18 protein-coding genes are annotated in these 23805 nt (G+C 47.7%); 5 read left to right on the top strand and 13 right to left on the bottom strand.

From position 1 onward, the window contains the following. The first annotated feature begins 9 nt into the window (after nt 1-9). The 4 genes from AOT11_RS11590 to AOT11_RS11575 all read left to right on the top strand — a co-directional run bounded on the left by AOT11_RS11590 (nt 10) and on the right by AOT11_RS11575 (nt 4526). Nucleotides 10-729: a winged helix-turn-helix domain-containing protein gene (locus AOT11_RS11590; protein WP_026050310.1), complete on the top strand. Its 720-nt coding sequence runs from the start codon at nt 10-12 to the stop codon at nt 727-729. Beyond that, entirely contained in the window at nt 726-2333 is a 1608-nt protein-coding gene (locus tag AOT11_RS11585) for an ATP-binding protein (RefSeq protein WP_223848408.1), read from the top strand. The genes AOT11_RS11590 and AOT11_RS11585 overlap by 4 nt, the downstream gene beginning before the upstream one ends. A 66-nt stretch (nt 2334-2399) precedes the next feature. Next, nucleotides 2400-3434 carry a DUF2860 family protein gene (locus AOT11_RS11580; protein ID WP_017420557.1) on the top strand — a complete coding sequence of 345 codons (1035 nt, stop codon included), beginning with the start codon at nt 2400-2402 and terminating at the stop codon, nt 3432-3434. Between the two features lie 15 nt (nt 3435-3449). Continuing rightward, nucleotides 3450-4526, top strand: a complete 1077-nt coding sequence (locus tag AOT11_RS11575) for a PKD domain-containing protein (RefSeq protein WP_017420558.1) — start codon at nt 3450-3452, stop codon at nt 4524-4526. Between the two features lie 81 nt (nt 4527-4607). Here AOT11_RS11575 and recR read toward each other — a convergent pair whose 3' ends face one another. The 6 genes from recR to AOT11_RS11540 all read right to left on the bottom strand — a co-directional run bounded on the left by recR (nt 4608) and on the right by AOT11_RS11540 (nt 10510). Continuing rightward, nucleotides 4608-5210, bottom strand: coding sequence for a recombination mediator RecR (gene recR / locus AOT11_RS11570; RefSeq protein ID WP_011079901.1), 603 nt, complete (start codon nt 5208-5210; stop codon nt 4608-4610). A gap of 15 nt (nt 5211-5225) precedes the next feature. Further along, complete coding sequence (locus AOT11_RS11565; RefSeq protein WP_011150874.1) at nt 5226-5555, bottom strand: YbaB/EbfC family nucleoid-associated protein; 330 nt, start codon at nt 5553-5555, stop codon at nt 5226-5228. A 77-nt stretch (nt 5556-5632) separates the two neighbouring features. Further along, nucleotides 5633-7825, bottom strand: a complete 2193-nt coding sequence (dnaX, locus tag AOT11_RS11560; protein ID WP_017420559.1) for a DNA polymerase III subunit gamma/tau — start codon at nt 7823-7825, stop codon at nt 5633-5635. Between the two features lie 8 nt (nt 7826-7833). Further along, nucleotides 7834-8379: an adenine phosphoribosyltransferase gene (gene apt, locus AOT11_RS11555; protein ID WP_011079898.1), complete on the bottom strand. Its 546-nt coding sequence runs from the start codon at nt 8377-8379 to the stop codon at nt 7834-7836. Nucleotides 8380-8544: 165 nt separating this feature from the next. Beyond that, nucleotides 8545-8937: a YbaN family protein gene (locus AOT11_RS11550; RefSeq protein ID WP_072603452.1), complete on the bottom strand. Its 393-nt coding sequence runs from the start codon at nt 8935-8937 to the stop codon at nt 8545-8547. Between the two features lie 466 nt (nt 8938-9403). Beyond that, on the bottom strand, nt 9404-10510 hold the full coding sequence (locus tag AOT11_RS11540; RefSeq protein WP_011079896.1) for a response regulator: 1107 nt from the start codon (nt 10508-10510) through the stop codon (nt 9404-9406). Nucleotides 10511-10788: 278 nt separating this feature from the next. On the opposite strand from AOT11_RS11540, the gene AOT11_RS11535 reads away from it, so the two are divergent. Further along, the gene (locus AOT11_RS11535; RefSeq protein WP_011079895.1) at nt 10789-11664 is read left to right on the top strand and encodes a LysR family transcriptional regulator; all 876 of its coding nucleotides are present in this window, start codon (nt 10789-10791) and stop codon (nt 11662-11664) included. A 104-nt stretch (nt 11665-11768) separates the two neighbouring features. Here AOT11_RS11535 and purF read toward each other — a convergent pair whose 3' ends face one another. The 7 genes from purF to AOT11_RS11500 form a co-directional block, all read right to left on the bottom strand. Next, nucleotides 11769-13283 carry an amidophosphoribosyltransferase gene (gene purF, locus AOT11_RS11530; RefSeq protein WP_011079894.1) on the bottom strand — a complete coding sequence of 505 codons (1515 nt, stop codon included), beginning with the start codon at nt 13281-13283 and terminating at the stop codon, nt 11769-11771. 36 nt (nt 13284-13319) lie between these two features. Next, complete coding sequence (locus tag AOT11_RS11525) at nt 13320-13811, bottom strand: CvpA family protein (protein WP_011079893.1); 492 nt, start codon at nt 13809-13811, stop codon at nt 13320-13322. A gap of 61 nt (nt 13812-13872) precedes the next feature. After that, complete coding sequence (locus tag AOT11_RS11520) at nt 13873-14430, bottom strand: SPOR domain-containing protein (protein WP_017420560.1); 558 nt, start codon at nt 14428-14430, stop codon at nt 13873-13875. Then, nucleotides 14431-15696 carry a bifunctional tetrahydrofolate synthase/dihydrofolate synthase gene (gene folC, locus AOT11_RS11515; RefSeq protein ID WP_017420561.1) on the bottom strand — a complete coding sequence of 422 codons (1266 nt, stop codon included), beginning with the start codon at nt 15694-15696 and terminating at the stop codon, nt 14431-14433. It lies immediately after the preceding gene. A 44-nt stretch (nt 15697-15740) separates the two neighbouring features. Further along, nucleotides 15741-16667: an acetyl-CoA carboxylase, carboxyltransferase subunit beta gene (accD, locus tag AOT11_RS11510; protein ID WP_011079890.1), complete on the bottom strand. Its 927-nt coding sequence runs from the start codon at nt 16665-16667 to the stop codon at nt 15741-15743. A gap of 174 nt (nt 16668-16841) precedes the next feature. Further along, on the bottom strand, nt 16842-17636 hold the full coding sequence (truA, locus tag AOT11_RS11505) for a tRNA pseudouridine(38-40) synthase TruA (RefSeq protein ID WP_017420562.1): 795 nt from the start codon (nt 17634-17636) through the stop codon (nt 16842-16844). A gap of 124 nt (nt 17637-17760) precedes the next feature. Then, nucleotides 17761-23598, bottom strand: a complete 5838-nt coding sequence (locus tag AOT11_RS11500; protein ID WP_089529798.1) for a FimV/HubP family polar landmark protein — start codon at nt 23596-23598, stop codon at nt 17761-17763. Nucleotides 23599-23805: the final 207 nt, after the last annotated feature.

Genomic DNA, 23805 nt, shown 5'->3' with positions numbered 1-23805 from the left:
CGCAACACTATGACCTCACCTGCCTCATATCGAATTATGCTTGTCGAAGACGACTTGGAACTCGCTGAGTTGATCAAAGATTTTCTACAAAACTATGAATTTCAGATTGATATCGTCTCGGATGGCTTTCATGCCGTCGATGCAATCTTGTCAAACCAACCTGACTTGGTGATTCTCGATATTATGTTGCCCGGGCAAAGCGGAATGGAAGTGTGTAAAGCGATACGCAGTAAGTACCATGGCATGATTTTGATGCAAACGGCCCTAGATGACGACATAGACCAAGTCATGGGATTAGAACTGGGCGCAGATGACTACATCGTGAAGCAAGTAAAACCAAGATTACTGCTGTCGCGCATTCGCGCGTTGCTGCGTAGACACGAACGTTTGACGACAGAAGGCAGCAAAGATGACTTGCAACTCGGCCCTTTGGTGATTAATTTGCAACACCGCAGTGTCACATTGCATCAGCAAGCGCTCAAACTGACCACCTCTGAATTTGAACTGCTGCTGCTCTTGGCTCGGCACGTTGGCCAAGTGGTGTCACGCGATGACATCGCACAGCACATTCGTGGCTTTGAATATGACGGATTAGATCGCTCCATCGATCGAAGAATTTCTCGCCTACGGCGCACCCTCAATGACGATCCCAACGAACCAACCTTAATCAAGACCATTCGCGGCGTTGGTTACCAGTTGTGCGCCTCTTCTTGGGAGACTTCACTATGATTCGCGCGTTTGCCATCTTATGGTTGGCGGTGTTTGTACCGACCACTTTGTTGATCATCCCCAGTGGCGTAAACCCGGTTTTAAAACTCAACGAGCAGTTTTCCGAAGATTTCTATAAACCGATCTATCGGGTGAACTTCGAAGTGTTGTCCAAGAAACTCTTGCAGCAACCCACGACTCAGTGGCAACAAACCATCGACCACTATGCCAAAAGCTTTGCCTATCCTGTTAAGCTCCAAACGTTGGCAGATTACCAAGCCGATAAAGCCATCTATGCTTCACTACAACAAGGCCAAGTAACGTTTCTTTATGCCGACCCAATGGCGCTCTTACAACGAGTTGGCGACAGTGACCAAGTGCTGTATATCGCTCTTAACGAGTCCACCGAGCATGCCGTGCTCAATCAGGCCAAGGGGACACTCTCATTAGCGATTGAAGATCTGCGTCAACTGCCTAAAAGCGAGTGGCAAAACACGCTTGCACAGACCAACGCCAAGCTCCCTATCCACATTAGCTTGACGAACGAAACGCAACTTAGCGAGACGGCCAAGCATACTTTGTTGAACTCCCCCAACGAAATTGTTAGTTATATCAATGATGAGGGACGCGTCGAGCTGCTTGCCCCCATCGATGATGGCTTGTGGTTGCGCGTCCAAGATAACTTGTCGCAAGCCGTACAACTCAAGTTGAGCACCACCATCGCGCTGATGTTCTTCCTACTGATTTCTCTTGCTTTGATTTTGTGGGTTTATCCACTTTGGCGTGACTTAACTCGACTGGTGGCAACCGCTACCGAATTTGGCCAAGGCAAACTGTCACAACGGGCGCGAGCTTCCAAGCTCTCGGTGGTTTCTCAACTCAGTGACTCCTTCAATAACATGGCCGACAATATCGAGAGTCTCATTGCTCGGCAGCGTGAGCTGACCAACGCGGTCGCGCATGATTTACGTACGCCATTGTATCGACTGCGCTTTGCGATTGAGATGCTTGAAGATCCTCACACCAGCGACGCGCAAAAAGAGAAATATCAACGCGCAATGCACACAAGCATTGATGATCTCGACCATCTCATCAACCAAAACTTACTGCTCTCTCGCTACAATCGGATTGCCGATATCACCCATTTTTCACAATGCTGCTTTGCTAGGGAATTGCTCAACGAAATCGATGATTTCAAACTTCAGCATCCCGATCTCGATATCCAGTTTTACTGTTCGCCAGAGTTAAAACAACATCGCATGTTCATCGACAACAAAGGTTTGATGCGCGCGGTGAAAAACCTTCTTACTAACGCAAGCCGATTTGCTCAAAACACCATTATTGTCTCGTTTAAATACAGTGGCACCGCATTTCACATCACAGTGGAAGACGATGGTCAAGGTGTGCCTGATGAACATGCAGAACGCATTTTTGAACCTTTCACTCAGCTTGATAACCAAGCACGCAGTAGCGAAAAAGGCCATGGGTTAGGATTGGCGATTGTTAAACAAATCATGCTTTGGCACAAAGGCAACGCGAAAATGGTGTCATCTACTTTGGGTGGCGCTGCGTTTGAACTGCAGTGGCCTGAACTGCACCCGAATACTACCGAGAATGAATTGTGACCAAAATGGACACAATTCGTCCATAAAACACCAACGATTTATCGATGCGGTGAATGCTAATTTTGAATGGCTTTCAAACGTCATTCACAAGGAATTAGCATGCAAGTTTCCCCAACACACGCAGCAATACTACTTAGTACGATTGCCGTACTCGCTTCTTCATATAGCCTGGCAGAACCGGACCCATTTGATCCCGGCTTCAGCGGCACCATCAGTATTAATATTGGATTTGGCCAAAGCCAATCGCAAAACAACACCCATGAAGATAATGAAATCACCGCCGATCTCACCAACCAAGGCAAGAAGGTATCGCAAGCGTCTCCATTTTTTCTTGGCCGATTGCAATACAGCTTTGGCGACACGTTAGTCTTTCTTGGCAATAGTGAAGAGCAGATAGCAGAAGCGCAATTTCAGGCAGAATTGGGCGTTGCGCATCGGTTCAACAACGCCATGATCCTCACTGCCGCACTCTTTGGGAATGTCCCTAGCATGGAAGAGGTCTGGCGTGACCCTTATCTCACTGGTCAAAAAAGGCAAACAACGGAGCAAACCGTCGGGGGCGTGAGATTCGCTATGGACATCACCAGCCCTTTGCCTATCAGTTTAAAATACGCTGTCGCCAGCAGCGAAGTTGAAGACGACGACATCGGCCTCTCACAAGGATTAACCACTGAAGCTCGTTCACAATTAAAGCGTGCCAGCGACTATCAACGCTTTGGCGCAGAGATCTCTTTTCCTTTGAGCCAGTCGTTTGTACTGTCCCCTGCGTTTTACTACACGCTACGCGACGCCGATGGCGATGCCAAAAGCAATCAGTTATTGACCGCACAGATGTCGTTTCTTGTCGCCCAAGGCAGACACAGTGTTATCACAACGCTGAGAAATAGCTCTGCCAGTTTTGATGCAGACAACCCCGTTTTTTCTCGCAAGCAAGATTACGAGAGCTTTGGCTTTTTCTCCGTCTACAGCTATGCCGATCTTTGGGGCTGGCGAAATACCCAACTGAACGTCATGGCGGGTTATCAAGAGTCGGATTCTGATATCGATTTTTACGACAGTGAAGAGGCCTTTCTCTCCACTGGCATTAGCTACAGTTTCTGATCCGGAGGACTTAAGATGTGTAACTTACTCAAAATCGTCTTGATAGCCACACTGCTGTTCCTCGCTGGGTGCGATGTTGATGATGCCGCCGATGCTAACAAGTACACTAAACCAACGGTCAACGCGGGATCCGACCAAGTACATACGTTGCCGATCAACACCATTACCTTACACGGCTCAGCGAAAAGCTGGCCTAAACTGGTGTTCTCTATTAAGACCAAGCAATGGCGACAAATTTCTGGCCCACAGAGTCTAACCATTTTAAACGCTGACAGCTTTACGGCCACACTGCTCAACCCGACCGTTGCAGGAACGTACATCTTTGAACTTTACGCCAAAGACAGTGGTGATCGCTCCAATACGGACCAAGTTAAGATTGTGCTGCGTGAGTCTCAACCGGTTGTCGCAGCGCGAAAGTCATTAGGCTATGAAGACGACTACCAGCAGCTTTGGCAAAGCGTAGCGACAAACTATCCGCAATACGATCAAATTCAAGATGAGTGGCAGCAGCTTTATCAGCCTTATTTGATCAAAGCGGCACAGGCGCAAAATGAGGAAGAATGGCAGGCGTTGGTTGCCGAGATATTTGCCGTTCTCAATGGGCCAACACTGACAACACGGCAAAGCCACAAACTTGCACGCACTCGCCCTGATACCACTTCGATAATATGGCATCAAGAAAACGGCATTGGCACGATTGAATTCAATACGCTTGAAGAGGCGCTACTGCTTCCATTCTCACAGCAGCTTGATGAAGCAATTGAGCAACTTAAAGGAACCAGCGAAATACGTTTAGCCATTAATGATGCCAATACGTTGGACACGCAGAAAATGTTGGCGCTAATGGAAAAGTTCACAACGAGTGACACGACTCTCTGTCTGAAAAGTAGTAAAGATCGAGATGAATGCCTCTTGCTCACAAGAAACCACAGCTTGTCCGGCGTTATGGTGTCAATGAATCGGGCAAAACATACCCCTAACCTCTCGACTTTAGCGGACTATTTCGATTCTCAGCAAAATGGCGAAGAGCAATTCGACTGGATTCCTCCGTTTGTGTTCGATTCACGCTGGCAAGTCGATACGATGCGTTAACCGCAAGCGGTCAAAAAAGCGTATTAACCGAGAGAAAAGATGGATTAAAAAAGCGATGCTGTTATCAGCATCGCTTTGGTGTTAGTTGAGTTTGTGTCTACCCAATAATGAATGGGAGAGCGTAGTTCCATCCACCAGCTCAAGCTCCCCACCGACGGGAACACCATGAGCAATTCGACTGGCATCCACTTTATGCTCTCGACAGAGCTCTGCGATGTAGTGCGCGGTCGCTTCACCTTCCACGGTAGGGTTGGTCGCTAAGATCACTTCTTTGATATCACCGCGACGTAGCCGATAATCGAGGACATCGAGGCCAATATCACTAGGTCCAATACCATCAAGCGGTGATAGATGCCCCATCAACACAAAGTAACGCCCAGAAAATTGTCCAGTGGCTTCCACGGCGGCGATATCGGCAGGGCTTTCGACCACACACAATAATCCATTTTCTTGGCGTTTTGGGTTGTTGCAGATATGACAAACATCTTCTTCGGTAAAAGTACGGCACTCATTACAGTGGCCAATTTCCGTCATGGCATGACTTAATGCATCCGCAAGCTGCAGGCCGCCTTTTCTGTCTCGCTGTAACAAATGAAAGGCCATACGCTGTGCTGACTTGGGGCCAACCCCAGGCAAACAACGTAAGGCCTCCATCAATTGTTCCAGCATATGGCTGGTACGCATAGTTAACCTTTTCGATTAAAACGGCATTTTCATGCCTGGTGGTAGTTGCATACCGCCAGTGATTGCTGCCATTTTCTCTTTTTGAGTTTCTTCAACGCGGCGTGCTGCATCGTTAAATGCTGCTGCGATCAAGTCTTCAAGCATCTCTTTGTCATCTTCCATCAAGCTTTCATCGATGTTGACACGACGAACGCTGTGGCTACCAGTGATAGTGACTTTCACCAAACCTGCGCCTGATTCGCCGACCACTTCCATATTTGCGATTTCTTCTTGAAGCTTTTGCATGCGTTCTTGCATTTGTTGGGCTTGCTTCATTAGGTTGCCCATACCGCCTTTACCAAACATGTTTTTCTCTCTGGTTGAATGAGGTGTTTCACTATGGATGGGGTCGTTTGTCGAACATTTCAACCCCGCGAATAAATTCAGACAGGGCGAACACTGTCTCTGTCCAGTTCTGCACTGAATCGGCGCAGTATAAACTGAACATTACTGTCATTTTCCAAGCTGTCGAAAGCCTGTTGTAACTTTTGCTGATAAAGTCTTTCGCGCAACTCTAGGGGCGTCTCACCTTGATCTCCGACTTCAACAGAGAGATGACAAGTTTCCCCAAGCGTTTCGTTGAGCGCTGAAAGCAGCTCTTTTTGCGCTTTATCAGTATTTAAATGTTGTTGATGGCTACGCAGCGTCAAAGCGATGGTTGAACCATCTTTGTTAAACGCCGAGTTAAGCGCTAACTGTTCCACCAGTTTTGCCGTTTCGAGCTGGGTGATCAGTTTTGCCCATTCACTCTGCTCAAGCGATTCTGCAACGAGTTTTTCCGCCATTTCCGGCGTTTTTTCATGCTCAAGTGCGCGTTTAATTTCCGTCGGTGTTAGCTCTTTGCTCTTAGACTGCACCACCGGCTGACTTGGACGCCATTGATAGGGTTCATCCTCTTTTACTTCAGGCTCTGACGGTGCAAGGCTTTGACGTGGCGACACCTGCGCTGCAGTTGCCTGCTTTTGCGCGACTCGATCGAGGACCGACTCTTTCTCCGCAGATGCCGCTTTAGACTTTTTTGAGCCACCATTTTGCGCCAACCCTTGACGTTGAGAACGCAATTGGTGACGCAAACCGGTTAAACCACCAGAAGCAGGACTTGTGCTTTCAGGCATTTGCTGTGGCGCTGGTTGAGGCTCTTGCTGCGATGCGGCGGCATCCTCATAGCCATAACCCATTGGCGGCATGTCATCCATAGGTGGATAATCGGCATAATCCATCGGTGGCGCATCATATTGAGGTGGCATCTCTGTCTGAACAGGCTGAGGGGCCACAGAGCTTGGGGCATTAATTGATGAAGCCGGACGCGATGGCGCGTGACTGACCGCTTGAGGACGTTCTGCGGGAGTAGCCCGATCAGAGCTTGGCTGTGCGCTCATCGCAGCAGCCGTTTGTGCTGGTGCCGTGCGCGCTTGAGGAGCGGCACTTTGCGTCGCCGGCGCTGACGCTAGATTCGCACCTTGCGCAGAAATGATGTTCGCTTGCGATATATCCGCAGGACGAAATGCCATCATACGCAGCACAATCATTTCCATCCCGATACGCCCATTTGGCGCCAAAGAGAGATCTTCACGCCCTTTTAAGGCGATCTGATAAAACAGCTGAACATCTTGTGGCGACAGTGCGCGACTCAGCAGTTCAATTTTTTCCGCATCAGGCTGCGCTTTGTCTAGGCTTGAAGGCAACAACTGATACATGGCAATGCGATGCAGCTGAGTCGCCAATTGTTGCAACAAACCATCCCACTCCGCACCATTTTGCGCGAGCTGCTGGATCTTATCCATCGCCACTTGTGGCTGCTTGCTGCTGATGGCTTCTAAGAGATGGATGGCTTGGTCGGTGTCAATGGTGCCTAACATATGGCTGACCAGATCGGTTTCAATCTGACCATTGCCTAACGCAATTGCTTGATCGGTTAAGCTTAGGGCATCACGCATACTGCCATCGGCAGCATGCGCGATCATACCGAGCGCACGTGCTTGAGCGGTAACACCTTCTTTCGCCAAAATAAAATCGAGCTGTTGATGGATAGCATCAACCGTGATCGGCTTAAGGTGGAACTGCAAACAACGAGACAAAATCGTCACAGGAAGTTTCTGTGGATCCGTCGTTGCCAATAGGAATTTCACATACTCTGGCGGCTCTTCTAAGGTTTTGAGTAACGCATTAAAAGAGTGACGCGAGAGCATGTGCACTTCGTCGATCAAGTAAACCTTGAAACGACCGCGCGCTGGTTTGTATTGAACGTTGTCTAACAGTTCACGAGTGTCTTCAACTTTAGTACGCGATGCAGCGTCAATCTCCAGTAGATCAACGAAGCGCCCTTCTTCAATCTCTCGGCAAGTATCACACTGTCCACAAGGCGCAGAGGTGATGCCCGTTTCGCAGTTGAGGGCTTTGGCAAACAAGCGACCAATCGAGGTTTTACCGACACCTCGTGTGCCACTGAACAAGTAAGCATGGTGCAGACGATTGTGCTCAAGAGCATTTTCTAGGGCAGTCAGCACATGGCCTTGCCCCACCACTTCTTTAAATTGACGCGGACGCCATTTTCGCGCTAAAGCTAAATAACTCATTGACTTAATTAGTGTCCTTCGAATTCACAGATGCTGTAAACGTTAAGGCCAAGACCTTCCAAACGCTTGTCGCCACCAATTTCAGGTAGATTGATAACAAACGCTGCATGCTCAACCACACCGCCAAGCTGACGAATCAGTTTGGTTGTCGCTTCAATGGTGCCGCCTGTCGCAAGCAAGTCATCAACCACTAAAACTTTGTCACCTTCAACAATCGCATCCGTATGGATTTCCAGTGTATCAACACCGTACTCAAGTTCGTATGATTGTGCGATGGTGTTGCGAGGCAGTTTACCCGGCTTACGTACAGGTACAAAGCCCACACCTAATTGCAACGCAAGCGGTGCACCAAATAGGAAACCACGCGCTTCAGTACCCACCACTTTGGTGAACCCCATGTCTTTGTACTTATCAACCAACAATTGGATGGTTGCCTGGTACGCCTGAGCGTCTTCTAGAAGGCTGGTCACATCGCGAAACAGGATACCTGGTTTCGGGTAATCTGGGATGCTTTTAATACTGGCTTGGATCTGTGCAATGGTGTTTGTAGTCATAATATCGATTTACTTAGATTGGCTCATCGCCCTCTCTTTTTGTCACGCTATTATGAGGGCTTAGAACAGGTGGAACTCATCGTTACAGGGCTGACGTCGAACATTCTCTGTAACGCTAAAAACAAAATGCCCACTCGAAGAGTGGGCGCACTTTTCTTCCCAATTCTAGTCAGTTTCCCGTCGCGCGGCAACCGAGTCGCTCACAGGGAGGCGGACAAAAATGCCAAGCAAAACGATTAAACCAAACATTAGTGCAATCTTTAGCCACATGAGTGGCGCGATCCAGATAGAAACAGAGAAGCTCAGCAGAATAAACAAGATAGCACGCTGTTTAACGCGACGCGTCACAGCACGATTTTGTTGCCAATTGTCCAGTACCGGACCAAAGGTTTTGTGGCTGTGTAACCAATGATGAAATCGCGGGCTAGAACGTAAAAAACAGGCGCTCGCTAGCAGGATAAAAGGCGTGGTTGGGAGCAGAGGAAGGACAATGCCTGCAATACCAAGGCATAAACTGAGTCCACCAACTATATTGAGAAATAAACGTCGAATACGGATGGTGAACTCCCGATATTAATGCTTAGAAACCCGCGTAACCGTTAAGTACACGAATCCAGGTTAATGTCGCAGGTAAAGTTGGAATTAAAAGAACTGCGATAAAACCAAGAAAATAAAACAGATTATAGGGCTCTTTAAAATCTTTGTCTGCCATGATGCTTCTACTCTTGTGCTGATAACTTTCTTTACGTTTTCTACCCCAAAAGAGTTAACCAATGGTTAAGAAAATGGTTCATTATTGTTTTCGCCGCCAATATACCGCAAAGCCAACGGTCTAAACACCGAGCAAAAGTAGGGGTAATTGATAAATTTGCGATTTTGTAGAAAGAAAACCAACACCATCTAAAGAAAATAGAGGAATCAACAAACAAAAGAATGGAGAAATGGAAAGCCGCTCTATTGCCAAGTCACCCTCACGCGGACAAGAATATCGCCGCTCATGGCGGCGATATTACGTGAAGTATCGTCAGCTCACTTTACTGCCTTTGATAATATTCAAACTGAAGCTGGCGGAGCCTAAACAGCCTAGTGTCAGTTGACTGCCGCTACCTATATTGAGATCACGGGTGATGAAGTTTTTTAAACTGTTGTGACCTAGACGGTTTCCAGCAGCAATATGCTGATTGATGAACCCCGTTGACCACTGACTGTCTAGCCCCGCAGGTAAAATTTCAACACTTCCATCCACCAAATCCGCAATGCCAAATAGCGCATTAACCGGGCACGCACAATCCGAATAACGAATGCCCCGCTCTAGGATTTCGACAATATCTTTTAAGTCGGCGCTAAAGCTTTTTAGATTACGTAAGTAGTCATCAAACAAAGCGCGTATCAACAAGGCAGTGGCGACACCTTGCTTTTCTACTGAAGCCGAATCGACGAGGTAAAACGCAAACTGGCCATTCATCAACCAACGGTAATCAAACACGAGCGGCATCATATCGGTCGATTGCAGCAACTTATAAGAAAACTTCCAATCGCCCTGCGACGTATCTTTGTCTGGCAGCAAAGCGTGGAGTAAGTCTCTTGCCGAATTGGGGTTATCTTCCAAATAGTTTAAATGCCAGTGAAGCTCCTGCTCATCGGGCAACTCTCCGCCGCCATCGACTCGAAACCACTGGCTGGAAAAATCGCGTTGATCCGACATATGGTTCATCGAATCTTCCAATGTATTCTCAATCGCTTCCGCTAGGTGTTGATAATCTCCAATTGGTTTGGGTAAGAAATCTTTAATCCCAAAACGCAGCGCTTTGGCAACATCGGACATCTCTCCTGTTGCGGAAACCACGATCAAAGGTAAGGAGGGGTACTCGAGACTGACCTCCTCGACAAATTCTATTCCGTCTAACACGGGCATGGACAAATCACATAATACGATATCAGGATCGCATTCACGTAACTGCTGAAGGGCTTGCAAACCGTTTTCTGACTCAACGACTTTATATCCCTGACTTTCGAGATAGGCACTGGTAATTCGGCGAAAGATCGGATCATCATCAACCAGTTGTATTAACTTTGGTTGTACCGCTTCCCTTGCCGAGGTCATTGCCGTTTGACTGTGAGTCTTGTACATAGCTTCACCTCACACACTCAGTCAAAGTGGTTATCAATGTTATTATTTTTGTAGTTTACTTATCACAGACGGGCCACTTCCTGTGCTCTGCACCCACTCTGCTCTGTAATAAAACGTAGCTGTAAAAAGCCATTTATACAAATATTCCACTTTATATCAGAGTTTGCTACTAGATGTATGCTGATCACAAATCGTGCGACCTGTTGACATGAAGCAAACTTTCATCGCAAAGTTAGCGCTAAATTAGGCCTATTTGGTAAATAGATGTGTCAGGAAATATGAAATTAGACGATCTCAACCTGTTCAGACTCGTTGTTGAAAATGGGAGCTACACCGCAACTTCACGTAAGACCATGATCCCCGTGGCGACCATCACCCGACGCATACAAGCTTTGGAAGATGCGGTGAATTTGCGCCTTCTCAATCGCCATGCACGTAAATTATCACTGACAGAAGCAGGAGAACGCTTTTTCCGTGAATGCTCTCCTTTACTGCAAAGACTCACAAACACAGCCGAAGAAATTACCGATGAATGTCGTGGTGCGTCTGGCAAAATCAAGATTTCAACGCCCTACAATCTCACCAAGCGCATGATGATGCCAATGTTGAACGGTTTTATGAGTCAGTATCCAGAAATCAACATTGAACTCACTACAGAGAGTAACGCTGATCAACTTGACCCAACCGAATGGGATGTCATTTTCCGCGTAGGACCACAAAGAGATTCAAGCCTTATCGCGCGTAAAATTGGTTCAGTGAAAGATATTTTGGTGGCTAGCCCTGAGTACGTAAACGCTCACCCAATGCCAACTCATGCTGAAGATCTGCACGACCATTTCCTGCTCAAAGGCCACCCGCTGTTAAAGTGGACATTAATCAACAGCAAAGGCGAAACCGTGGTTAACGTTGATCGTGGTCGCTTCCAAGCCAATGCACTGAATGTGGTACGTAGCGCGTGTTCAGAAGGGCTAGGCATCACCCTCATGCCAGATGTGATGATAAAAGAGTACATCGCCGATGGCAGCCTAGTACGTATTCTGCCTGACTGGAGCGCAAACCCGCGCGATATTTACATGCTCTACAATCACAAAGATCACTTACCCGAAAAAGTGCGTTTGTTTATCGACTACGTGATTGCCTATAACATCCACTAACAATTTAGCGTGTAACCATAGAGGTTATTTCGAGCACAAAAAAACCAGAGCAGAAACGCTCTGGTTTTTATTTGTCTTATCTTAACCCTGAACTCCGGTGTCGATTACGCACCTTCGTTATGCAATTCTAGGTTAGCCAGATCTTGTTGAATCTCACGCTGAACCTTTGCATCATCGTTACGCATCGAATCAAGGAAATCGAGGTATTGCTGATCAATATCACCCGTCACGTATTCGCCGTTAAACACCGAAGTATCAAACTTAGTAATATCAAGGTTACCTAAGCCCACCGCATCCACTAAATCTTCCAGTTTTTGGAAAATCAGAGCATCGGCACCAATCAGCTTACAGATCGTCTCGTTATCTCGTCCATGCGCAATAAGCTCAGTCGCGCTTGGCATATCAATGCCGTAAACGTTCGGGAAACGCACCTCTGGTGCAGCAGAGACAATAAATACTTTCTTCGCACCCGAGTCTCTCGCCATTTCGATGATTTGCTCAGAAGTGGTGCCACGTACAATCGAATCGTCTACTAACAGCACATTCTTATCTTTGAATTCAGAGCGAATGGCATTGAGCTTGCGACGTACCGATTTTTTACGCAATTGTTGGCCCGGCATGATAAAAGTACGGCCGACATAGCGGTTTTTAACAAACCCTTGGCGATATGGCTTATCAATCGCTTGAGCAATTTGCAGTGCGATATCACAAGAGGTCTCTGGAATGGGAATGACAACGTCAATATCAAGATCGGCGTACTCTTCTTTAATACGCTCTCCCAGCTTTTTACCCATTTCGACGCGTGCACTGTAAACCGAGATCTTATCGATAAACGAATCAGGACGTGCAAAGTAAACGAACTCAAAAATGCACGGGTTGAGTTTTGGATTGTCAGCGCACTGCTTGGTAAAGAGTTCACCGTCAAAAGTCGCGTAAATCGCTTCACCTGGTGCGACGTCACGCACAAAATCAAAGCCAACTGCATCCAGCGCTACTGATTCTGACGCCACCATGTATTCCGTTTGTCCGTTCTCTTCACGCTTACCTAAGCAAAGTGGACGAATACCATGTGGGTCACGAAAGGCAATCATACCGTGACCGATGATCATCGCTGTAACGGCGTAAGCACCACGAATGGTACGATGGACATTGGCGATGGCTCGGAAAACATCATCGGCAGTGACGTTGCCTTTTACTGTATCAATTTCGTGAGCAAGTACGTTGAGAAGAACTTCGGAGTCTGAGGTGGTATTCACATGGCGGCGATCTTTTTCGAACAATTTCTGACGAACTTCATGCGCGTTAGTCAAGTTGCCGTTGTGCGCTAAGCTAATGCCAAATGGCGAGTTAACGTAAAAAGGCTGCGCTTCGGAAGCGCTGGAACTACCCGCCGTTGGATAGCGTACATGACCAATGCCGACGTTTCCTTGAAGACGTTGCATGTGTTTTGCTTCAAACACATCTTTTACCAGACCGTTTGCTTTACGCAGACGAAAACGATTGCTTTCTATTGTACAAATACCAGCGGCATCTTGGCCACGATGCTGTAACACTGTTAACGCGTCATAAATTGACTGGTTTACAGGGGTTGTGCCCACGATTCCAACAATACCACACATGTCCTAATCCTCGATTTGCGACAGTAGCTGGCACTGCTAGAGAGTGCCAGACAAAAAACTCGATGTTGCTTGTAAATGCTCGAAGAATGGGGCAATGATTCGACTGAACTCAGGGACCAGTTGCGAACTCTTCCACCACTCCGAACTTGGGAATGCCGTAAAAGCATCCATAAAAAACAGCACCGCAGAGACAATTAGCACCCCACGTAGACCGCCAAACACCACACCCAAAATTCGGTCTGTGCCTGAAAGCCCTGTTTTTTGTACTAGTTGAGCAATGACATAATTGACCACTGCACCAACTACCAAGGTCGCGACAAACAATGCCGCGATTGCGGCTCCGTTTCGAAACATGTCGTCTTCGATATTGGTGAAATACACCGCGAGTTTGGTGTAATAGTTACTGGAGATAAAAAACGCTCCAAACCAAATCACCAATGACAATGCTTCTTTCGCAAAACCGCGAACTAAACTGATCAGAGCTGAAAATCCGATCACACCTAAAATGACAAAATCTAACCAATTCATGTTTTCTTCATCTTAAGTTGGCGCGCATTTTAACAGAAAAAATGCTGACGCAAACGTTTTCTTATGGGTTTAGTGGTTTAAATTTGAGCAATTGACCTTTGGAACCAGTAATTTTTTCCAATTCCACGACTTGTCTTTCAAGTTTACTTTTTGACACATCAGGACCAATTACAACTCGAGTAAATCCATTTTCTTTGATGGTATGCGCTTGATAACCGCGTTTCTGCAAATCCTTCGCCATGTTCTGCGCATTCTCTTCATTACGCAGTGCCATTAACTGAATGATCCATGCTGAATCTTCGTAGTTATTCTTCTCTGGCACGTCATTAATCTTCACCTCGACCTTGTCAGTTTTGGTTGAAGCAGAGCGTTGGCTTGAAGTCGATGACTGCCCCACCGTCGCGACCACAGGAGACTCTGGTAGCTTGATGTCGTCTTCTACGGGCTCAAGAATTTCGAAACTCTCCACTTCATTGCTCAATTCCGGTTTGATCGGAATGGTGGCAAACTCTTCTTTATAGTGAAGCTTCTGGCCATCGAGGACATCAGGAAGCACTATCACGCCGATAGCGACCAAGATAATGGTCCCCACCAGACGGCTTTGGAACTTACTTGCCATTTAATTACCTTTGTTTTGTTGCCAATGCTCCAACACTTCACCCACGGTGTGGAAAGAGCCAACCACTAACACTATCTCATCAGATTGTGCTTGTGACAGTGCTTGGTCAAAAGCGTGTGCTGGATCGGTATAACTTTGTGTGCCTTGCGGCAAATATTGAATCAATTCTTCGGCTGTCGCGGCTCTTGGTCCTGTCAGCGAGGCTGGGTACCAATGGCGAGTAACGGGCGCTAAAACTTCTAGCGTCGATTTGATGTCTTTATCCTTCAACATGCCAATCACCGCATGGATGGTTTTACCATGGTAGCGAGACTGAAGCTGAGTCACTAAATACTCCGCGGAATGAGGATTATGCGCCACATCCAAAAGAACTAATGGCGCTGTCTGCAACACCTGCATTCGACCTGCTAACTTCGCATTTTTTAGTCCGTTGACGATGTTGATATCGCTCAGTTCAAGATCAGAGGCACCTAGCGCCATTAACGCGGTTGCGGCATTTGGCAAAGGCAAGCCTGGGAGAGGCAAATCTTCCAATGCGAAAGCACCATGCTGCCAGCGCCAACCTTCACCCGAAAGCTGATAGTCAAACTGAATACCGACTTGGTAAAACTCTGCACCGATATCGTCTGCATGTGCAGCAACCGTTGACGGAGGCGTTGGCTGGCCACAAATAGCTGGCTTACCACTACGATAAATGCCCGCTTTCTCAAAGCCGATAACGTTAATGTCATCTCCAAGCCAATCTACGTGATCCAGTGCCAAGCTAGTGATCACTGAGACATCGTGATCCACCACGTTGGTGGCGTCCAATCGCCCACCTAGGCCAACTTCCAATAGAACCACATCGACCTTTTCCGTTTGGAACAAGCGTAATGCCGCCAGCGTCCCATACTCAAACAAGCTTAAGCTGATATCACCGCGTTGTTGCTCAATGAAATCAAACGCTTCACAGTGCTTTTCATCCGCAAGATCTTGACCGTTAATGCGGACTCGCTCGTTATATCGAATTAAGTGTGGCGAGCTGTACACGCCAACGGAATATCCAGCATCGAGTAAGATCGCTTCCATTAACGCACAGGTTGAACCCTTGCCGTTCGTGCCAGCAACAGTGATCACAGTGGGTGCAGGTTTGGTGAGGTTTGCTTTGAGAGCAACAGCTTGAACTCGGTCTAGGCCAAGATCAATGGCAGAAGTGTGTATATTGGCTAAATAATCAAGCCACACCGCCATAGGGGATGTGGCTTGTGGAATAGAGTTTTGTTTCATCTAACGATAACCATCAAAGACTTGGTTGTTTGTTAGAGGCTACTTTACCCTTTTTCGTTCGCTTCTGGTACAGAATATGCCGCTTCATTTGGTGAATCGTTCACAGAAACAACGAGAGGCGACTTGTGATTGGTCAGCTTGGCGATCAAACCACCAACGCGCTGACGCATTTCACGGCGATCAACGATCATATCAATGGCACCGTGCTCAAGTAGGAACTCACTGCGCTGGAAGCCTTCAGGCAGATCTTCACGCACGGTTTGCTCGATAACGCGACGACCAGCAAAACCGATCAGCGCTTTCGGCTCACCGATATTAATGTCACCAAGCATCGCCAAACTCGCTGAAACCCCACCCATGGTTGGGTCGGTCATCACAGAGATAAACGGCAGACCTTTCGCAGATAGACGCTCTAACGCCGCACTGGTTTTCGCCATTTGCATGAGAGACATCAAAGCCTCTTGCATGCGCGCACCACCACTTGCAGAGAAACAAACGAGTGCACAATTGTTTTCCATTGCCGCTTCAACAGCACGTACGAAACGCGCGCCGACAACAGAACCCATTGAACCACCCATAAATGAGAACTCAAACGCACAAGCGACAATAGGCATGCCTAGCAATTCACCTTTCATCGCAACAAGGGCGTCTTTCTCACCGCTGCTCTTCTGCGCTGCTGCGATACGCTCTTTATAACGCTTAGAGTCTTTAAACTTCAGTTTATCTTGCGGTTCAAGTTCACCACCTAGCTCTACGCGATTGCCTTCGTCCAAAAATGTTTCTAGACGACGACGCGCTTTCATACGCATGTGGTGATTACACTTAGGACACACTTCAAGGTTACGCTCAAGCTCCGCGTGATACAGAACTTGCTCACATGAAGTACATTTCGTCCACACACCCTCAGGGATAGACGCTTTACGTGAGCTTACGATGTTGCTTTTTTCTAAAATCTTTTCAAGCCAACTCATGGAAGACCTTTTCTCTCTACGCTTCCGCTCCATAGCGAAAGACAAAAATTCGAATTTACGCGTGTGGATTAAACCACATATAACGACAACTGTAGATAAAAAACTGGTTGTACCTATTTTTTCAGTCAAAGTCGCACGCTAAGTTACTCATTTTTTTGAATCTGAATCTCTCGATTAGTTCAAATTATCGGGCAAAAACAACGGGCCGATCGACTCGCGAGGTAAATCGAACTCTTCAGGGTAGTCCACATCAACGAGATACAAACCTTCGGCTTTGGCCGTCGGACCGGCGAGCTTACGATCTTTCGCTTCGAGCAACCATTTGATCCACTCTGGATCTTGCTCCCCACGACCAACCATAATTAAACTGCCGGTAATGTTGCGCACCATGTGGTGCACAAAGGCATTGGCTTTGATGTCGATCACCACATAGTGGCCGTGACGTGTCACATTCAAATGCATCATGTTACGAAACGGGCTTAATGATTGGCATTGAACTGCGCGGAACGAAGTAAAGTCGTTCTCCCCCAACAAATATTGCCCCGCCTCATGCATTTTTTTCTCATCAAGGTCGCCATGATAATGGCTTACCCCTGAGCCCAGAATACCAGGACGCAATGCATGGTTAAAAATGATATAGCGATAGCGGCGTGCGGTTGCTGAAAAACGCGCATGGAACTCATCTGGTACTTCTTTCGCCCAACGTACTGCGATATCTTTGGGTAAGTTCGCATTGGCCCCCATGGTCCAAGCAACCATTTTACGCTCAACATTGGTATCGAAGTGAACCACTTGCCCAGTACCGTGAACCCCTGCATCGGTGCGACCTGCACATTGTACTTCTACTGGATGGTTCGCCACTTTCGATAACGCCTTCTCCAGCTTTTCTTGAACACTGTCGACTTCACGTTGACGCTGCCAACCGAAATAGTCAGTGCCATTGTATTCGATGCCTAATGCAATTCTCATGATAACCTTCGATTTGAATTTGGGGCGGGAAGTATAAACGGTTGTGGCTTGAATTTCTAATCCTCAAACCTCGAGCGATAAAACAAGGGGCAGCGAAAGCTGCCCCTGTGACTTAAGAATAAAATTAACGGCCGTTAATCATATCAATGAGATTTTTCGCTTCACGACGAACCACATCATCACCATAAACAATCGCTTCTTCGAGCAGTTTGATTGCCCCTTCCGCATCGTTCATTTCGATGTAAATCTTCGCCAAATCAAGCTTACCCGCCGCTTCTGCGTTTTCATCCACATCCACGTTGCTAATATCCCCAATCACATCAGGAAATTCATCGAGACCGACATCCAGTTTGAGATCTTCCTCTTCGAACTCCACTTCATCACCATCCACTTGAGCCATGAGCTCGTCAATCGTCATGTATTGGTTTTTCTTCGGATCAAAGTCGTCTTGTTCGGCCCAGTTTTCCTCATCAATATTGGGTTGTCTGAGGGCTTCTTCTGAGCTCCAGATTTCACGCTCGTCAGCTGGTACATCACTCGTTACTTCCGCTGATGGGGTATCCGGTAGTTTAAAGCCATTCCAGTCATCGCCGCCGACTTCCAACATCGCTTCAATGTCCATACCAGCACTGGCAGCCATTTCATCATCGGGCGATTCTGGGAAGAAGTTATCATCCAAAGCCTCTTCCGAAAGCAGATCCGCCATCGCTGCTTCATCAAATTCAGAATGAAGTACCTCTTCTTCTGCGATATTGAAGCCCGCTTCCTGAGCAAAAACATCAAATAGGGCATCTTGTTCTTCATAAGAAGAAGGATTGATATGCGGTTTGTTAACCGTATTTAACTCGCCACTCTCTTCTATCGATGGTAATTCTAAAGAGTCAAAATGATAATCTTGCTCTTCTGGCTCGGAGGTAATTGGCGCTTCGTCGAGCTCCTCTGCAACCGAAACAATGGCATCTTCTTCGCCAAATTCTGGCAGTTCGATATCATCAATTTCAAAGTCATCTGATTCTGCTTCAGGCTCAGCGTCAGGTTCGATATTTGGCTCACTGGCAACCGCTTCTGCTGCCTCATCTTCGCCAAACTCAGGCAGCTCTAGTTCGTCAACGTCGAACGCATCGTCCGTTGTTTCGACTTGAGCTTGCTCTTTTGCACTTTCTACGTTGTCAGTTGCCGCTTCGCTTGGCTCAAGCTCTTCACCTAACGCGGACTCTTCGCTTGTCACTTCAGATTCAACGGCTGGCTCTTCAGCTGCAAACGCTTCCTCTTCCACAACCGGAGCATCGTAAGAAGGCTCGTCTACCATCGCGGCCAGTGCTTCGTCTTCACCAAACTCTGGCAGTTCTAGCTCGTCAACGTCGAACGCATCGTCCGTTGTTTCGACTTGAGCTTGCTCTTTTGCACTTTCTACGTTGTCAGTTGCCGCTTTGCTTGGCTCAAGCACGTCATCTAGCGTGGACTCGTCACTTGTGGTTTCGGATTCAACGGCTGGCTCTTCAGCTGCAAACGCGTCCTCTTCCACCACCGGAGCATCGTAAGAAGGCTCATCTGCCATCGCGGCCAGTGCTTCGTCTTCACCAAACTCTGGCAGTTCTAGCTCGTCAACGTCGAACGCATCGTCCGTTGTTTCGACTTGAGCTTGCTCTTCTGCACTTTCTACGTTGTCAGTTGCCGCTTTGCTTGGCTCAAGCATGTCATCTAACGCGGACTCGTCACTTGTGATTTCGGATTCAACGGCTGGCTCTTCCACAACCGGAGCATCGTAAGAAGGCTCATCTGCCATCGCGGCCAGTGCTTCGTCTTCGCCAAACTCTGGCAGTTCTAGCTCGTCAAAGTCGAACGCATCGTCCGTTGTTTCGGCTTGAACTTGCTCTTCTGCACTTTTTGCATTGTCAGTTGCCGCTTCGCTTGGCTCAAGCACGTCATCTAGCGTGGACTCGTCACTTGTGGTTTCGGATTCAACGGCTGGCTCTTCAGCTGCAAACGCGTCCTCTTCCACCACCGGAGCATCGTAAGAAGGCTCGTCTGCCATCGCGGCCAGTGCTTCGTCTTCGCCAAACTCTGGCAGTTCTAGTTCGTCAAAGTCAACCTCATCAGCAAGGTCGATTTCACCCTCTGCAACAGGCTCATCTAATTCAAAGTCTGCGAGTGATGGTTCATCTGCCATTGCAGACAGTGCGTCTTCTTCACCGAATTCCGGTAGTTCATTCTCATCAAACTCAATGTCGTCGAGATCGGTCACCGCGCTTTCAGCTTGCTCTAGTAACTCTGTTTCGTCGATTGGTGGCGTCGCCAAATCCGACTCAGACAATTCGACCTCAGAAAGCATCGGCTCCTCTTCAAGAGATGCTAACGCTTCTTCTTCGCCAAACTCAGGGAAATCAAGTTCGTCAAGATCAATGTCTTCAAGCTCACTCTCAAGAGAAGGTTCTGCAAAACCAGGCTCATCGGCTAGCACAGACAACTCGTCATCTTCGCCAAATTCGGTGAGCGCTAACTCATCCAAGCCGATCGCATCTTCACCGAGAACCGCATTGGCTTCTTGTACTGACTCATCAGCTAAGGCTTCCAAAGCATCGTCTTCATCGAACTCCAACAGTTCTAAGTCATTAAGACTGTCGTCCTGTTCCGCCGTCGATTCAGCCTCTGTCAATCCTGCTAGCGATTCTTCTTGTTGTGTTTGTGGCAGTTCGCTGTCGGTTGCTAGACCATCAAAAAGAGTCTCTGCCTCTGCCCAATCTTCTTCAATAGGAGTGCCAAACTCATTTGGCACTGCATTTGGTGTCGGTGTTTCAAGAACGGGCTCTTCTAAAGGCATCTCCGCAGAAGGAGCCTCGAGTGCTTGAGCATCCTCAATATCCTGTGCCAACAGCGCTTCTGCGTCAGTTGAAACAGGCTCTGCGATGTCATCAACAAGATCCACAAGCTCATCGTCTTGAGCTGGTGTGTCATCGAGCTCTGAAAGCATGGCATCATCAGGATGCTCATCTAACGCTTCTTCAGTGACCTCTGTAGCCAAAGGAGTCGATGCTAAGTGCTCATCTGAATCGACCTCATGCTGCTCTAAATCAATGTGTGGTGATTCAACTTCATCAATCGCACTTTGTAGCCAGTCTTCTTCCTGCGGCTCTTGTGATTCCTCAACATCAAGCTCAGGTGTCGTTGTCGCTATCTCATGGTCGGAAAGCAGTTCTTGCTCTGAAGTTTCCGTCTGCGTTGTAGACTGATACTCATCAATTGAATCAAGTGGGCTTTCTACCTCATCAATGGCGGCTTGCAACCAATCATCATCTTGGTCATCTTGATCATCGATGTCATCGGCATCACCACTTTCCCCCTCTTCCAATGGCAGATCGGCAAGCGGGTCTGAAGAAGGTAAGACAGGTTCAGACGGAGCCGCTTCTTCAAGCAGTGCTTCTGATGAATCATCAAGCGACTCTTGCAAGGGCTGAGGATCAGTATCCAGTTCTGCTTCAGCGTTGCTGCCTTCTTCAATATCCTCTGGGAATGCATCTAGCAGTGGATCAAGCGTCGGCGCAACGTTAGCCAAATCTTCAACAAAATGGCTACTATTGAATTCTGTTGGTTCAAATTCATCGCCGGCCATTGAACTATCGATGGCCTCTACAAGTTCTTCGACCTCTGCAGCCTGTTCATCTTGCTTAGGCGACGCTTCCTCGAGAGGGAGAACGTCATCCAATAGATCATCAATGGCAGAGTTGTCTACCAAGTCACCTTCTGCATTCCCCTCTTCAATCGCAGGTTCAGAAACGGACAGTTCAACAAAATCTTCTGATGAATCCAATGCCGCATCCAGTTCTGCTGCAAAATCGAACGGCTCTGCGGCATCGTCCTTTTGAGCTTTGTCGCTCTCATCTAAGCCAATCAGTTCGTCAAAGAGATCGCTTTCCTCTGCCGTTACCAGCTCTTCTTCTGGCCATTCCAGCGACTCATCACTCTCTGGCGCGCTTTCAAGTAACTCATCGAGCAAATCGGTGCTGTTTTCATCCAGCTCAGGCACAACCTCATCTTGACCAAAGGCCGCGAGCTCCTCTAACTCACTGAGTGGATCAAATTCATCAAGTGATTCTTCTTCGTCCGCTTCGAGTAACTCATCAAGCAGCTCGGTGTCAGTTAACGATACCTCAATCTCATCGTCACTTAGACCCGCCAGAGCTTCGAGCTCATCAAGAGGATCGAGGCTCACTTCATCATCTGAAGCCTGTTCCAGCATCTCATCTAACAATGAGGTGGATAAGTCGTCTTGCGTGTCGTCAGCGCCAGACTCCAATAGCGACTCTAATTCGTCTAGGCTGCTTTGCGTGTCCAGTTCTGATTCATCAATGACTGGCTCATCAAACTGAGCCAGCAGCTGATCAATATCTTCATCTGACGCCATCGTTCCAGACATTGCATCAGACATCTGTTTGTTTTCAGTTGGTGCAGCCGCGCTATCTTCATCTAAACCTAAATCAAATTCGTCGGCTTCATCATCGTCACCCAAGTTGGAGAACAGATCATCAAGCATTGACTGGTCAAGGGCTGAATCACCTAGGTCTTCCGTCGGTTCATCGGACGCCAGCAACTCCGCTAAGTCATCTTCTGACATGCCGACGTTTTCACCAGAAAGGTCAAAGTCACTCTCTTCGTCGTCAGTGATTTCCAGCTCTGGACTGACTTCATCCAGCGCACGCTCCATCTCTTCAAGACCAAGCGCTTTGTCAGAACCTTTAACACTGATGCCGTTGTTTGATGAGTCAAAGTCGTCGAAGTCAGTATCCAAATCGCCGTCATCACCGATGCTAGCAAATGGGTCTTCACCATCTTCGCCTTCAAGATTGAAATCGAGATCACTGTCGTCAAGATCACCAAAGACGTCGTTTTCGTCTTCTCCCATAGAGTCATCAAACAGCAACTCGCTATTGTCATCGCTGTCGCTGAAGAGGTCATCATCGAGGGTGAGATCATCGGTCAGATCGTCCAGATCCGAATCTGACATTGGCGGTGGTGTTAATGGCGCTTCAGTTTGTGTTTCACTTGCGCTTGGTTCCGCTTCTTTGCGGCGCCCTAGCAACATCACAATCAAAAGGCCGATCAATGCCCCAGGAATCAGGGCAGCGGCAGCCACCATCCAGCCATTTGATAAGAATTGATCAAACGCCGACGGTTGCATGCGTTGCTGTTCTTCAAGCTTCGCCTTTTCTTCCGCGAGTAACTTCTCGACTTCAGAACGAATACGGTTTTCATCACCCAGCTCGGTTTTCAATCCATCCACTTCGGACTGAACTTCCGCCAACATCAAACGCAAATTGTGGTTCTTTTCTTCCAGAGCGGTTAGTTCGCTTTCGGACATCTCGAGCTGTTTCTCAAGCGTTTTCACTTGAGGAACCTCTGGTGTTTTCACTGGCGTGGTGTCGATTTGGGGCTCCACCTTCACCGTTTCGCTCACTGCCTGGGCTGGTGTCGCTGGCGTCACTTTGACTGGGCGAGTAACTGGCGTTGGCGCAATAGGACGAGGAGTCGCATTGAGCTTATCCTGATGTGCTTTCATCACCGTGACCGCTTGCTCGGTTGAGGCGCTGCGCACTTGTGCGAGCGACGGTACACGTAAGGTACTACCTGGCACTAAGCTGTGAATATTTTGGTTTTCAAACGCCTGCGGGTTTAATCGGTAAATGGCTAAGAGAGTTTGTTGTACCGAGACGTTATTTGCGGGGCGTAATTTACTGGCGATTGACCACAAGGTTTCGTTTGCACTTGTTGGGCCATAGAAACGAGAGGGTTCGTCGGAAACAGGCAGTGGCGAGTTGGCACGCTCAACTTGTTCTGAAAAACTTGGCGATGATTGCACTTCACCAGTAGGACCGACTAATCGAATGCCGTCCGCTTGTGAAACTGATGTCGGTAGCGCAGTCATTAGCAGTAAAGGGGCTAACAGGCGCTTAAAAATTTGACGCATAGAAGGCTCAGCTCTGTGCTTAGTTATAATTTAAATCATGATCTGTTAAATATATCGGATAACCACGGCAAAACTATAGGAATTAAGCCAAAAAATGTGGGTCTGACATGATATTCGTACTAATCTCACACAATTGCTCTTCAATCGAACAAAAAAGCCTCGCACATGGCGAGGCTTTGAGTTTAAACGCTTTGACTAATTCTCTTG

Source organism: Vibrio vulnificus NBRC 15645 = ATCC 27562 (genome assembly GCF_002224265.1).
Classification (GTDB): domain Bacteria; phylum Pseudomonadota; class Gammaproteobacteria; order Enterobacterales; family Vibrionaceae; genus Vibrio; species Vibrio vulnificus.
Note: the sequence above shows the minus strand (reverse complement) of the source record. Positions and strands in the feature narration are given on the sequence as shown.